The following is an 11,177-nucleotide window of genomic DNA, read 5'->3' as shown; positions in this document are numbered from 1 at the left end:
TGGCGTCGTGGCTAAGGTCATTGCTTAAATTCAAGCAATCAAGGAACCGCCATGTCCAAGCAAAAGATCCGCATCCGCCTGAAGGCTTTCGATTACAAGTTGATCGACCAGTCTGCCGCTGAAATCGTTGACACCGCCAAGCGCACCGGCGCTATCGTCAAGGGCCCCGTGCCCCTGCCGACGCGCATGAAGCGTTTCGACATCCTGCGTTCGCCGCACGTCAACAAGACGTCGCGCGACCAACTGGAAATCCGTACCCACCAGCGTCTGATGGACATCGTGGACCCGACCGACAAAACGGTCGACGCCCTGATGAAGCTCGACCTGCCGGCAGGCGTGGACGTCGAGATCAAGCTGCAGTGATGCGCTGATCGTGGCGCGGCGGTGACGCTGCGCCGCACTCCATAACGCGGACTTGCCTGCAAAGGCAGTCCGCGTTATACTTTGTGGCTTCGCCTTTTTTGCGCCTCTTTTATTGAGAGTTGCGGCGCGGCGAAGTTTTATCAACCTTCTTTCGCGCACACCGGCCAGGGCTTTCGAGTCGTCAGCTGCTCCGTGCAAACGCCTTGGCCAATTGAAGTCAGGGCGGTGAAAGTTTTGGAGAAAACCAATGAGTCTGAGCAACTCCCTAGGGTTGCTGGGTCGCAAGGTGGGCATGATGCGTCTGTTCACCGATGACGGGGACGCAGTGCCTGTCACGGTGGTGGATGTGTCCAACAACCGCGTAACCCAGATCAAAACCCAAGAGAACGATGGCTACGTGTCCCTGCAGGTCACGTTCGGTTCACGCAAGGCATCTCGCGTGACCAAGCCAGAAGCCGGTCACCTCGCCAAGGCGGGCGTGGAATCCGGTGAAATCATTCGCGAATTCCGCGTGAGTGCTGAAACCGCTGGCAAGTACGCCGCCGGTGCAGCAGTGCCCGTGGCTGACGTGTTTGCAGTGGGCCAGAAGGTCGACGTGCAAGGCACTTCGATCGGCAAGGGCTTCGCCGGCACGATCAAGCGTCACAACATGTCGTCGCAACGCGCCTCGCACGGTAACAGCCGTTCGCACAATGTTCCCGGCTCGATCGGTATGGCACAAGACCCAGGTCGCGTGTTTCCCGGCAAGCGCATGACGGGGCATCTGGGCGACGTGACGGTCACCACGCAAAATCTCGACGTGATTCGCATCGACGAAGCACGTCAACTGCTCTTGATCAAGGGCGCTGTTCCGGGCTCCAAGGGTGGGTTCGTGACGGTGCGTCCTGCAGTCAAGGCCCAAGCCGCTGAAGGAGCGAACTAATGCAGCTCGAACTCCTGAATGACCAAGGCCAGGCCGCATCGAAGTTCGATGCGCCGGAAACCGTGTTCGGTCGCGAATACAACGAAGACCTGGTTCACCAGATCGTTGTCGCGTACCAAGCCAACGGCCGTCAAGGCACCCGCGCCCAGAAGGATCGCGAGCAGGTTCGCCACTCGACGAAGAAGCCTTTCAAGCAAAAGGGCACCGGCCGCGCTCGCGCCGGTATGACCTCCTCGCCTCTGTGGCGTGGCGGCGGCCGCATCTTCCCTAACCTGCCTGAAGAAAACTTCACGCAGAAGATCAACAAGAAGATGTACCGCGCTGGCATGGTTGCCATCCTGTCGCAGCTGGCCCGCGAAGGCCGTCTGGCCGTGGTGGACTCGCTGACGCTCGATTCGCCCAAGACGAAGGTTCTCGCCGACAAGTTCAAGGCGATGAATCTGCAATCGGTGATGGTGATCGCTGAAGAAGTGGACGAAAACCTGTACCTGGCTTCGCGCAATCTGAAGAACGTGTTCATCGTTGAACCCCGTTACGCAGATCCCGTGTCGCTGGTGCACTACAAGAAAGTGCTCGTCACCAAGGGCGCTATCGACAAACTCAAGGAGATGTTCGCATGAGCACGATCCAGTTTGACGAAGGCCGTCTGATGCAGGTGCTGATCGCTCCCATCGTGTCCGAAAAGGCCACCATGGTTGCTGAGAAGTCCAACGCTGTGACGTTCAAGGTGCTGCAGAACGCTACCAAGCCCGAAATCAAGGCCGCTGTGGAATTGATGTTCAAGGTCGAGGTCAAGGGCGTTTCTGTGGTGAACACCAAAGGCAAGGCCAAGCGCTTTGGCAAGACGATGGGTCGCCGCGACAACGTTCGCAAGGCCTACGTGACGCTGAAGGAAGGCCAGGAGCTGAACCTGTCCGGGGAGGCCGCTTAAATGGCAGTCATCAAAATGAAACCGACCTCGCCTGGCCAACGTGCCGTGGTGAAGGTCTCGCGTGACCACCTGTACAAGGGTGAAGCGTACGCGCCGCTGCTGGAGCCACAATTCCAGAAGGCAGGCCGTAACAACAACGGTCACATCACCACCCGTCACAAGGGCGGTGGCCACAAGCACCACTACCGCGTGGTGGACTTCAAGCGCAACAAGGACGGCATTCCGGCCAAGGTTGAGCGCATTGAGTACGACCCGAACCGTACGGCCCACATCGCTCTGGTGTGCTATGCCGACGGCGAGCGCCGCTACATCATCGCTCCCCGCAACCTGGAAGTGGGCGCAACCCTGCTGTCCGGTTCGGAAGCCCCGATCCGCGCCGGCAACACGCTGCCCATTCGCAACATCCCTGTGGGTTCGACCATCCACTGCATCGAGCTCAAGCCCGGTGCTGGTGCGCAGATCGCCCGTTCGGCTGGTGCTTCGGCAACGCTGCTGGCCCGCGAAGGTGTCTACGCCCAGGTGCGTATGCGCTCGGGTGAAGTGCGCAAGATCCACATCGAATGCCGCGCCACCATTGGTGAAGTGGCTAACGAAGAACACAGCCTGCGCCAATTGGGCAAGGCCGGTGTGAAGCGTTGGATGGGTATTCGTCCTACGGTTCGCGGCGTTGCCATGAACCCGGTGGATCACCCGCACGGTGGTGGCGAAGGCCGCACCGGCGAAGGCCGCCACGCTGTCGATCCTTGGGGCAATCTGACCAAGGGTTATCGCACCCGCAACAACAAACGCACACAAGTGATGATTGTGTCGCGTCGTAAGAAGTAAGGGATAACAAATGACTCGCTCTCTCAAAAAGGGTCCGTTTGTTGACCACCACTTGCTGGCTAAGGTCGAAAAGGCCGTTGCCACCAAGGACAAGAAACCAGTCAAGACCTGGTCGCGTCGCTCCATGGTTCTGCCCGATTTCATCGGTCTGACCATTGCCGTGCACAACGGCAAGCAACACGTGCCGGTCTATGTCACCGACCAGATGGTGGGCCACAAGCTGGGCGAATTCGCCCTGACGCGCACCTTCAAGGGTCACCCCGCTGACAAAAAAGTCAAGAAATAAGGAACGACCATGTCTGAAACACGTGCAGTCCTCCGGGGCGTCCGTCTGTCGGTCGACAAGGGCCGTCTGGTCGCTGATCTGATCCGCGGCAAGAAGGTCGACCAAGCTCTGAACATCCTGACGTTTACGCAGAAAAAAGCTGCTGGCATTGTCAAGAAGGTTCTGGAGTCCGCCATCGCCAACGCCGAGCACAACGACGGCGCCGACATCGACGATCTGAAGGTCAAGACCATCTACGTCGAACAAGGCACCACGCTCAAGCGCTTCACCGCGCGTGCCAAGGGCCGCGGCAACCGCATCAGCAAGCCCACGTGCCATGTGTACGTGACGGTTGGCAACTAAAGGCTCGGAAGACTATGGGACAAAAAATCCATCCTACCGGCTTCCGCTTGGCGGTAAGCCGCAACTGGTCCAGCCGTTGGTACGCCAGCAACCGTGACTTCGCCGGCATGCTGGCTGAAGACATTAAGGTGCGCGAGTACCTGAAGGCCAAGCTCAAGAACGCTGCCGTCTCGCGCATCCTGATCGAACGTCCTGCCAAGAACGCACGCATCACCATTTACTCGGCACGTCCGGGCGTGGTGATCGGCAAAAAGGGCGAAGACATCGAAAATCTCAAGCGTGAACTGGCTACCCGTCTGGGCGTGCCTGTCGCAGTAAACATCGAAGAAGTGCGCAAGCCTGAAATCGATGCCAAGCTGATCGCCGACAGCATCACGCAACAGCTGGAAAAGCGGATCATGTTCCGCCGTGCCATGAAGCGTGCGATGCAGAACGCCATGCGTCTGGGTGCCCAAGGCATCAAGATCATGTCGTCCGGTCGTCTGAACGGTATCGAAATCGCTCGTTGCGAATGGTACCGCGAAGGCCGCGTGCCACTTCACACCCTGCGCGCCGACATCGACTACGGCACCTCTGAAGCCAAGACCACCTATGGTGTGATCGGCGTCAAGGTCTGGGTCTACAAGGGCGACACGCTGGGCCGCAACGATCTGCCTGCCGCAGAGACGCCGCGTCCCGAAGAAGAGCGTCGTCCCCGTGGTCCACGCCGTGATGGCCGCCCAGGTGGCGACCGTCCAGGTGCAGGCCGTGGTGGTCCACGTCGTCCAGCGGGTGCCAATGCGGCTCCTGCAGACGGCAGCGACAAGCCCGCCGGTGCCGGTGGCGCCGATAACACCGCCGTTAAGCGCGTTCGCAAGGTTGACGCGCCCGCTACAGCAGCGGACGGCAAAGGAGAATAAAAGATGCTGCAACCCGCTCGCCGCAAGTACCGCAAAGAGCAGAAGGGCCGTAACACCGGCGTTGCCACCCGTGGCAACTCGGTGGCCTTCGGTGACTTCGGCCTGAAATGCACGGACCGTGGCCGTTTGACGGCCCGCCAGATCGAGGCCGCACGTCGTGCGATCTCCCGTCACGTCAAGCGTGGCGGCCGTATCTGGATCCGCGTGTTCCCAGACAAGCCGATCTCTACCAAGCCCGCAGAAGTGCGTATGGGTAACGGTAAGGGCAACCCCGAGTATTACGTGGCTGAAATTCAGCCCGGCAAGGTGGTGTTCGAGATTGTTGGTGTGACCGAAGAACTGGCCCGTGAAGCGTTCCGCCTGGCTGCTGCCAAGCTGCCGCTGCGCACCACGTTCGTGGCTCGTCAAATTGGCGCTTGATCAGGAGAATTGAAATGACCAAAGCTGCTGAACTGCGCCAAAAAGACGTCGCTGGCATCGAAGCCGAAATCAAGTCCTTGCAAAAGGCCCATTTCGGTCTGCGTATGCAGAAGGCCACGCAACAACTGGCCAACACGAACACGCTGAGCATCACCCGTCGTGACATCGCTCGTGCCAAAACCATTCTTGCCCAAAAGCAAGCCGCCAAGTAAGAGGAGCCCACATGACGGAAGCTAAAAGATCCCTCAAGCGCACCTTGATTGGCAAGGTGGTCAGCGACAAGCGTATGAAGACTGTGACCGTGCTGGTCGAGCGCCGTGTGAAGCACGAGCTCTACGGCAAGATCGTGGGCAAGTCGAGCAAGTACCACGCCCATGACGAAAATGGCGAATACAAGCTGGGCGACACGATCGAAATCACCGAGAGCCGTCCGCTCTCCAAGACCAAGAACTGGGTTGCGACCCGTCTGGTCCAAAAGGCCGGCCTGCTCTGATCGACCTTCCAGGTCTTCAAGCGGCACAGCCTCAGAAAACGACCCACAATGTGGGTCGTTTTTTTATTTCCGGAACGGGTTTCGCGTGGGCTTGCATGTTGAGGCTTTGCTCGCCTGCCGTTCTTCAGTTCCACTCTACTTTCACTACTGCTACTCAAGGAGATTGCGATGATCAAAGTCGGTGATTCACTGCCCGCCAACACGCTGATGGAATATTCCGAAGTCGAAGGCAACGGTTGCAGCCTGGGCCCCAATCCGGTCGATGTGGCCAAGGCCTCGGCTGGAAAGACCATTGCGTTGTTCGCCGTGCCTGGCGCGTTCACCCCCACCTGCTCGGCCAAGCATGTGCCGGGCTACGTGGAGCAAGTGGAGGCATTTAAGGCCGCCGGTGTAGATGAGATCTGGTGCCTGAGTGTGAATGATGCCTTTGTGATGGGCGCCTGGGCGCGCGATCAGAAGACGGATGGAAAGGTGCGCATGCTGGCCGACGGGGACGCCGCTTTTGCCAAGGCGACGGGCCTGACCCTGGATCTGAACGGCAAGGGACTGGGCCTGCGCAGCAATCGCTATTCGATGCTGGTGAAGGACGGCAAGGTCGTAGCGCTCAACATCGAGGCACCAGGCAAGTTCGAGGTCAGCGACGCTGCCACGCTGCTGGCGCAGGCCAAGGGCTGAAGCCTGCCACCCCTTGGCAGCCAGGTCGAAGCAGCTCGCATCGGCCTGGTCGCGCAATGAGAGCGGGCGGTATGCCCGCTCACCACCAATCCGGGAAATTAACGACTGGCCTGATTAGGGCAGGCGGCCGAGTCTGGATTCTTTGATGCTACTAAGTTTGTAGCTGCTAACGCTTGATGGATAAGCGCTAGAGGCCAAAATGCTTGGAATCTCAATGGCGTCGACGTGATGCGGAGCGGGCGTGCAATTGAAGCCGACCCGTCAATCGATGTCCGCTTTGAGGTAGTGCGAGCCCTCCACCGGGCTGTGATAGTAGGGCGGAATTTCTTCGAACCCCAGATCGGCGTACAGCGCACGCGCCGACTCCATGCCGTCGAGCGTGTCCAGCAGCACGCAGGCGTAACCAGCCTGCCGGGCGGCATCCAGCATCGCCTCGGCCAATTGGCGGCCCAGGCCAAACCCCCGGAAGGCCTTGCGTACGTAGAGGCGCTTCATCTCGCTGGCATTCGGGTAGTCAGCGGCGTCCAGCGGCCGCAGGGCGCAGCATCCAGCGATGCTGCCCTCCACCTCCGCCAGCAGCAGATGACCGCGTGGCGGCGCGTAGTCGCCGGGCAGCGTGGCAAGTTCCGCCTCAAAGTCCTGGAAGGCCAGGTCGACGCCCAGGGACTCGCCATATTCACGAAAGATGGCGCGCACGGCGTTCATCTCGTCGGGATGAGTGGGATTGATCAGGGTGACAGCAGGCGTGTTGTCCACGGGCGTTGGCGTGCGTCAGCGCAGGAGTCAGGACTGACGAAGGAGAAAAAGGAGCAGTCAGTGTAGCGGCACGAATCGGCGCTGCTCGAGGCACTGCCGGCGGCGGAGATGCCCGGTAGTCGTGCTTCCACTGCAGGGGTAGCATGCTGCTTTGCTACCATTAAGGTAGCGTTTGACGCCCTGTCTATAAGCGCTGTAGGCCTAAAAGGCACTCAACCCAGTCGCCGTGTTGCGGCTCTCCCAGCGCCTCAAGTCTCAGCCAGCAACCGCTCGATCAGCTTGTGCAGTTCGGGAAAGTCTGGGGCGCCCACGTAGGTTTTGACGATCTCGCCACGCTTGTTGACGATGAAGGTCGATGGGGTCAGCTTCACGTCGCCCCAGGCCTGGGCCACGGCGCCGGTGTTGTCGATGGCGACCTTGAAGGGCAGCTTGCGTGTTTCGGCGAAGTTGACGACGTAGCTGGGCGGGTCGTAGCTCATGGCCACTGCCAGCGTGTCGTAACCTTGTTCGCGGTACTTCTGGTGCGTGGCGACGATCTCGGGCATTTCGGCCACGCAGGTCACGCAACTGGTCGCCCAGAAGTTCACCAGCGTGACCTTGCCCTGCAGGTCGGCGGTGGTCTGGCGCGTGCCGTCCAGCAGCACAAAGGTGGACTGCGGTGCGGCCGCAGTGCCTGCCGCCAGGAAGATCCATCCCGCCACGGCGGCGCACGCCGCCAGTGCGGATCCGGCCAGCCAATGTTTGATACGCATGTTCTTGGTTTTCATCCCGTGTTGCGGTGCGGCCCGATATCGTTGAAATCAACTTCGCAGGCGCCTGGGTGACACCCGCCGCATTGTGCAGCAGTGCTGGCAAGCGCACCAATGCGGTGGATTGCCTGTGCGGCAAGAAGTTCGATGGGACCTGCTGGCGTTGCTGCGCAGTTGACCTGCATCAGCCCCGGCATCAGGCGCTGCGTCAGGCGTTCACCATAATCATCCGCATGACATTACCTCGCATGGCCTGCCTCGCCGCGTTTTTCCTGATGACGCTGGTCGGCTGCAGCCCGGCCCTCAACTGGCGCAGCGTGCCGCTGGAAGATGTCGGCCTGACCGCGCTGCTGCCCTGCAAGCCGGATCACACGGTGCGGTCGGTGGACGTGGGCGGCCGCAAGGTAGATTTGGCCCTGTGGGGTTGCGACGCGGATGGTGCGACCTTTGCTGTGTCGCACATGCGCGCACCCGGTGCGGCCCAGGCCGACGCGGCCCTGGAGCAATGGCGCGCCGCTGTGCTGGCGCGGCTGCAGGTGGCGCCGCCGGGCGGTGCCACGCCGCTATCGCCGTTCCTGCCAGCCGGGTCGATGGCCTTGCCTTCCTCCGGACGTCTGGTGGCGCAAGGGCAGCGAGCAGACGGCACGTCGGTCAGCGCCGACGCTGTTTGGTTCGCCAAGCTGGACGGGAGTGATGTGCGGCTTTATCACGCGGTGGTCTATGCGCCCTCGGCACGCCCGCAAGCTGCCGACACGTTCTTCGCCGGGCTGGTGCTGCAGTGAAGTGGATGGCGCTGACGGCATGCCGCCCCGGTCGCCGAGCGACTGCGGGGGCGAGGGCCGGGCGCCATAATGCGGGCCACACCTGCCTGACATGAATACGACGCGCATCTTCCTCATCGCCCATGCCCCCCTGGCCCATGCCCTGCGCGAATGCGCGCTGCATGTGTTCGCCGACTGCGCCGACGACGTGGAGGCCCTTGACGTGCATCCCGCCGCGTCGCCGGAAGAGTCCCTGGCTTCGGCCCGCATCATGATGGACCGATATGGCGACCGGCCCACGCTGGTGCTGACTGACGTGTTCGGCGCCACGCCCTGCAACGTGGCCCAGCGGCTGGTGGACGGGCACACGTCGCGGCTGGTCTGCGGCGTCAACCTGCCCATGTTGTTGCGCGCCGTGAGCTATCGCACCGAGCCGCTGGATGCGCTGGTGGCGCGCGCCGTGGTCGGCGGCACCCAAGGCGTGATGCAGGTGGCTATCTCGGCGCCCCAGAATCAGATCCGACGGTCTCACAATGATCAAGAAAACTATCACCATCAGCAATAAGCTCGGCCTGCATGCCCGGGCCTCCGCCAAGCTCACCAAGCTGGCCGGCAGTTTTCCGTGCGATGTCTGGCTGTCGCGGGGCGACCGCCGCATCAATGCCAAGAGCATCATGGGCGTGATGATGCTGGCCGCCGGCCTGGGATCAACGGTCGAGCTGGAAACCGATGGCACGCGCGAACAGGAAGCCATGGACGCGCTGCTGGCCTTGATCGACGGCAAGTTCGGCGAAGGCGAATGATGCGGGCGGGCATTCCCGCTCTGCTCCGGCTGCAGCCTCACGGCCCCGCGGCTGATGGCGGCTTGCCGCAAGCGGTACGGAGGCCGCTGGCATGACCTTCTCCATTCACGGCCTGCCCGTCTCGCGGGGCATCGCCATCGGCCGGGCGGTGCTGGTCGCATCCAGCCGCGTGGACGTGGTGCACTACTTCATCGAGGCCGACCAGGTCGCCGCAGAGATCGTGCGGGTGCGCAACGGGCGCAATGCCGTGATCGAAGAGCTGCAGCGCCTGCAGGCCGAAATGCCGCACGACGCGCCGCCCGAGCTGGCCGCGCTGCTGGACGTGCACCTGATGCTGCTGCAGGACGAGGCATTGGTCAGCGGCGTCAAGCACTGGATCACCGACCGGCTCTACAACGCCGAATGGGCGCTGACCACGCAGCTGGAGATCATCGCGCGCCAGTTCGACGAGATGGAAGACGAGTACCTGCGCGAGCGCAAGGCCGACCTCGAGCAGGTGGTCGAGCGCATCCTGCGGCACATGAAAGGCGTGGCCAGCCCGGTGGCGCCGCCGCCGAGCAGCGCGCGCCGCAAGACGTCGCAAGACCTGCTGCTGGACGACACGGTGGACGTGCCGCTGGTGCTGGTGGCGCACGATTTGTCGCCCGCCGACATGCTGCAGTTCAAGCGCAGCGTGTTCGCCGGCTTCGTGACCGATGTGGGCGGCAAGACATCGCACACCGCCATCGTCGCGCGCAGCATGGACATTCCGGCCGTGGTGGGTGCGCGGGCCGCCAGCCAGCTGGTGCGGCAGGACGACTGGGTCATCATCGACGGCGACGCGGGCGTGGTCATCGTCGATCCTTCCGCCATCATCCTGGCGGAATACGGTTTCAGGCAGCGCCAGGGCTCGCTCGAGCGCGAACGGCTGTCGCGCCTGCGGCACACGCCGGCCGTCACGCTGGACGGCCAGACCATCGAGCTGCTGGCCAACATCGAGCAGCCGGCCGACGCGGCGGTCGCCGTGCGCGCGGGCGCCGCTGGCGTGGGCCTGTTCCGCAGCGAATTCATGTTCATGGGCAAGACGGGCCATCTGCCCGACGAAGAGGCGCAGTACCAGGCTTATCGCGAGGCGGTCGAGGGCATGCAGGGCCTGCCCGTCACACTGCGCACCATCGACGTGGGTGCCGACAAGCCGCTTGACAAGGGCCATAAAGACACGCACCTGAACCCCGCGCTCGGCCTGCGCGCCATCCGCTGGAGCCTGGCTGACCCCGCCATGTTCCGTACGCAATTGCGCGCAGTGCTGCGGGCAGCGGCGCACGGGCCGGTGAACCTGCTGTTTCCGATGCTGGCGCACGTGAGCGAGATCCGCCAGACCCTGGCGCAGGTCGAGCTGGCCCGCGCCGAACTGGACGCGCGCGGCGCCACCTACGGCCCGGTGCAACTGGGCGCCATGATCGAGGTGCCGGCCGCAGCGCTCATCGTGCGCAGCTTTCTGCAGTACTTCGATTTCCTGTCGATCGGCACGAACGATCTGATCCAGTACACGTTGGCCATCGACCGCGTGGACGAAGCCGTGGCGCACCTGTACGACCCGCTGCACCCGGCCGTTCTGCGCCTGGTGGCCGACGTGATTACCGCAGGCACGGCATTGGGCAAGAGCGTGTGCGTTTGCGGCGAAACCGCAGGCGACGTGACCATGACGCGCCTGCTGCTGGGCCTGGGCCTGCGCAGCTTCTCGATGCATCCGGCGCAGATCCTGGCCGTGAAGCAGGAGGTGCTGCGAGCCGACACGCGCAAGCTGGCTCTATGGGCTGAACAGGTGCTGGCGTCGGACGACCCGGCAGCGCTGTTGGCACAGGTGTGATGCTATTAAAATAATAGCTGCTAGCGCTTATGGGTAAAGCGCTACGGGCCAATTTGACTCATAAAACGCCTGAAATGCAAGGGCCATGAAAAAAGCGCCGCCG

General features: G+C 62.2%; 18 protein-coding genes. 16 read left to right on the top strand and 2 right to left on the bottom strand.

Going from position 1 to position 11,177, the window contains the following annotated elements:
* Nucleotides 1-51 precede the first annotated feature (51 nt).
* From rpsJ to RQI28_RS09440, 12 genes are all read left to right on the top strand, one after another.
* Nucleotides 52-363, top strand: a complete 312-nt coding sequence (gene rpsJ, locus RQI28_RS09495) for a 30S ribosomal protein S10 (RefSeq protein ID WP_005796953.1) — start codon at nucleotides 52-54, stop codon at nucleotides 361-363.
* A 247-nt stretch (nucleotides 364-610) separates the two neighbouring features.
* Nucleotides 611-1,285, top strand: coding sequence for a 50S ribosomal protein L3 (gene rplC / locus RQI28_RS09490; protein WP_311224071.1), 675 nt, complete (start codon nucleotides 611-613; stop codon nucleotides 1,283-1,285).
* Nucleotides 1,285-1,905, top strand: a complete 621-nt coding sequence (gene rplD, locus RQI28_RS09485) for a 50S ribosomal protein L4 (RefSeq protein WP_311224070.1) — start codon at nucleotides 1,285-1,287, stop codon at nucleotides 1,903-1,905. The genes rplC and rplD overlap by 1 nt, the downstream gene beginning before the upstream one ends.
* Nucleotides 1,902-2,216, top strand: coding sequence for a 50S ribosomal protein L23 (rplW, locus tag RQI28_RS09480; protein WP_311224069.1), 315 nt, complete (start codon nucleotides 1,902-1,904; stop codon nucleotides 2,214-2,216). Before rplD ends, rplW begins: the two co-directional genes overlap by 4 nt.
* Entirely contained in the window at nucleotides 2,217-3,041 is an 825-nt protein-coding gene (gene rplB / locus RQI28_RS09475) for a 50S ribosomal protein L2 (RefSeq protein WP_311224068.1), read from the top strand. It abuts the gene before it with no gap.
* 10 nt (nucleotides 3,042-3,051) lie between these two features.
* On the top strand, nucleotides 3,052-3,327 hold the full coding sequence (rpsS, locus tag RQI28_RS09470) for a 30S ribosomal protein S19 (RefSeq protein WP_027997031.1): 276 nt from the start codon (nucleotides 3,052-3,054) through the stop codon (nucleotides 3,325-3,327).
* 9 nt (nucleotides 3,328-3,336) lie between these two features.
* On the top strand, nucleotides 3,337-3,669 hold the full coding sequence (gene rplV, locus RQI28_RS09465; protein ID WP_309826628.1) for a 50S ribosomal protein L22: 333 nt from the start codon (nucleotides 3,337-3,339) through the stop codon (nucleotides 3,667-3,669).
* Between the two features lie 14 nt (nucleotides 3,670-3,683).
* Nucleotides 3,684-4,568, top strand: coding sequence for a 30S ribosomal protein S3 (gene rpsC / locus RQI28_RS09460; protein WP_311224067.1), 885 nt, complete (start codon nucleotides 3,684-3,686; stop codon nucleotides 4,566-4,568).
* A gap of 3 nt (nucleotides 4,569-4,571) precedes the next feature.
* Nucleotides 4,572-4,988, top strand: a complete 417-nt coding sequence (gene rplP / locus RQI28_RS09455) for a 50S ribosomal protein L16 (protein WP_311224066.1) — start codon at nucleotides 4,572-4,574, stop codon at nucleotides 4,986-4,988.
* Nucleotides 4,989-5,002: 14 nt separating this feature from the next.
* Entirely contained in the window at nucleotides 5,003-5,200 is a 198-nt protein-coding gene (gene rpmC / locus RQI28_RS09450; RefSeq protein WP_311224065.1) for a 50S ribosomal protein L29, read from the top strand.
* Nucleotides 5,201-5,211: 11 nt separating this feature from the next.
* Nucleotides 5,212-5,481, top strand: a complete 270-nt coding sequence (gene rpsQ, locus RQI28_RS09445; RefSeq protein WP_311224064.1) for a 30S ribosomal protein S17 — start codon at nucleotides 5,212-5,214, stop codon at nucleotides 5,479-5,481.
* Between the two features lie 168 nt (nucleotides 5,482-5,649).
* Nucleotides 5,650-6,156, top strand: a complete 507-nt coding sequence (locus RQI28_RS09440) for a peroxiredoxin (protein ID WP_311224063.1) — start codon at nucleotides 5,650-5,652, stop codon at nucleotides 6,154-6,156.
* 261 nt (nucleotides 6,157-6,417) lie between these two features.
* Here the strand turns inward: RQI28_RS09440 and RQI28_RS09435 are convergent, their stop codons facing one another.
* Nucleotides 6,418-6,861 (bottom strand): GNAT family N-acetyltransferase, encoded by a 444-nt coding sequence (locus RQI28_RS09435; RefSeq protein ID WP_311224075.1) that lies wholly within the window; start codon nucleotides 6,859-6,861, stop codon nucleotides 6,418-6,420.
* A 299-nt stretch (nucleotides 6,862-7,160) separates the two neighbouring features.
* Nucleotides 7,161-7,664: a TlpA disulfide reductase family protein gene (locus RQI28_RS09430; RefSeq protein WP_311224062.1), complete on the bottom strand. Its 504-nt coding sequence runs from the start codon at nucleotides 7,662-7,664 to the stop codon at nucleotides 7,161-7,163.
* Between the two features lie 230 nt (nucleotides 7,665-7,894).
* On the opposite strand from RQI28_RS09430, the gene RQI28_RS09425 reads away from it, so the two are divergent.
* The 4 genes from RQI28_RS09425 to ptsP all read left to right on the top strand — a co-directional run bounded on the left by RQI28_RS09425 (nucleotide 7,895) and on the right by ptsP (nucleotide 11,074).
* On the top strand, nucleotides 7,895-8,443 hold the full coding sequence (locus RQI28_RS09425; RefSeq protein WP_311224061.1) for a hypothetical protein: 549 nt from the start codon (nucleotides 7,895-7,897) through the stop codon (nucleotides 8,441-8,443).
* A 91-nt stretch (nucleotides 8,444-8,534) separates the two neighbouring features.
* Nucleotides 8,535-8,987, top strand: coding sequence for a PTS fructose transporter subunit IIA (locus RQI28_RS09420; RefSeq protein WP_311224060.1), 453 nt, complete (start codon nucleotides 8,535-8,537; stop codon nucleotides 8,985-8,987).
* Complete coding sequence (locus tag RQI28_RS09415) at nucleotides 8,956-9,225, top strand: HPr family phosphocarrier protein (protein WP_311224059.1); 270 nt, start codon at nucleotides 8,956-8,958, stop codon at nucleotides 9,223-9,225. Before RQI28_RS09420 ends, RQI28_RS09415 begins: the two co-directional genes overlap by 32 nt.
* A 91-nt stretch (nucleotides 9,226-9,316) precedes the next feature.
* Nucleotides 9,317-11,074: a phosphoenolpyruvate--protein phosphotransferase gene (gene ptsP / locus RQI28_RS09410; protein WP_311224058.1), complete on the top strand. Its 1,758-nt coding sequence runs from the start codon at nucleotides 9,317-9,319 to the stop codon at nucleotides 11,072-11,074.
* The last annotated feature ends 103 nt before the right edge of the window (nucleotides 11,075-11,177 follow it).

Source organism: Acidovorax sp. WCS2018Noco2-16 (assembly GCF_031843945.1).
Classification (GTDB): domain Bacteria; phylum Pseudomonadota; class Gammaproteobacteria; order Burkholderiales; family Burkholderiaceae_C; genus Paracidovorax.
Note: the sequence above shows the minus strand (reverse complement) of the source record. Positions and strands in the feature narration are given on the sequence as shown.

Excerpts from the sequence above, each read along its gene's own strand:
- rpsJ (WP_005796953.1), top strand. The coding sequence starts at position 52 with ATGTCCAAGCAAAAGATCCGCATCCGCCTGAAGGCTTTCGATTACAAG.
- rplC (WP_311224071.1), top strand. The coding sequence starts at position 611 with ATGAGTCTGAGCAACTCCCTAGGGTTGCTGGGTCGCAAGGTGGGCATG.
- rplD (WP_311224070.1), top strand. The coding sequence starts at position 1,285 with ATGCAGCTCGAACTCCTGAATGACCAAGGCCAGGCCGCATCGAAGTTC.
- rplW (WP_311224069.1), top strand. The coding sequence starts at position 1,902 with ATGAGCACGATCCAGTTTGACGAAGGCCGTCTGATGCAGGTGCTGATC.
- rplB (WP_311224068.1), top strand. The coding sequence starts at position 2,217 with ATGGCAGTCATCAAAATGAAACCGACCTCGCCTGGCCAACGTGCCGTG.
- rpsS (WP_027997031.1), top strand. The coding sequence starts at position 3,052 with ATGACTCGCTCTCTCAAAAAGGGTCCGTTTGTTGACCACCACTTGCTG.
- rplV (WP_309826628.1), top strand. The coding sequence starts at position 3,337 with ATGTCTGAAACACGTGCAGTCCTCCGGGGCGTCCGTCTGTCGGTCGAC.
- rpsC (WP_311224067.1), top strand. The coding sequence starts at position 3,684 with ATGGGACAAAAAATCCATCCTACCGGCTTCCGCTTGGCGGTAAGCCGC.
- rplP (WP_311224066.1), top strand. The coding sequence starts at position 4,572 with ATGCTGCAACCCGCTCGCCGCAAGTACCGCAAAGAGCAGAAGGGCCGT.
- rpmC (WP_311224065.1), top strand. The coding sequence starts at position 5,003 with ATGACCAAAGCTGCTGAACTGCGCCAAAAAGACGTCGCTGGCATCGAA.
- rpsQ (WP_311224064.1), top strand. The coding sequence starts at position 5,212 with ATGACGGAAGCTAAAAGATCCCTCAAGCGCACCTTGATTGGCAAGGTG.
- RQI28_RS09440 (WP_311224063.1), top strand. The coding sequence starts at position 5,650 with ATGATCAAAGTCGGTGATTCACTGCCCGCCAACACGCTGATGGAATAT.
- RQI28_RS09435 (WP_311224075.1), bottom strand. The coding sequence starts at position 6,861 with ATGAACGCCGTGCGCGCCATCTTTCGTGAATATGGCGAGTCCCTGGGC.
- RQI28_RS09430 (WP_311224062.1), bottom strand. The coding sequence starts at position 7,664 with ATGCGTATCAAACATTGGCTGGCCGGATCCGCACTGGCGGCGTGCGCC.
- RQI28_RS09425 (WP_311224061.1), top strand. The coding sequence starts at position 7,895 with ATGACATTACCTCGCATGGCCTGCCTCGCCGCGTTTTTCCTGATGACG.
- RQI28_RS09420 (WP_311224060.1), top strand. The coding sequence starts at position 8,535 with ATGAATACGACGCGCATCTTCCTCATCGCCCATGCCCCCCTGGCCCAT.
- RQI28_RS09415 (WP_311224059.1), top strand. The coding sequence starts at position 8,956 with ATGATCAAGAAAACTATCACCATCAGCAATAAGCTCGGCCTGCATGCC.
- ptsP (WP_311224058.1), top strand. The coding sequence starts at position 9,317 with ATGACCTTCTCCATTCACGGCCTGCCCGTCTCGCGGGGCATCGCCATC.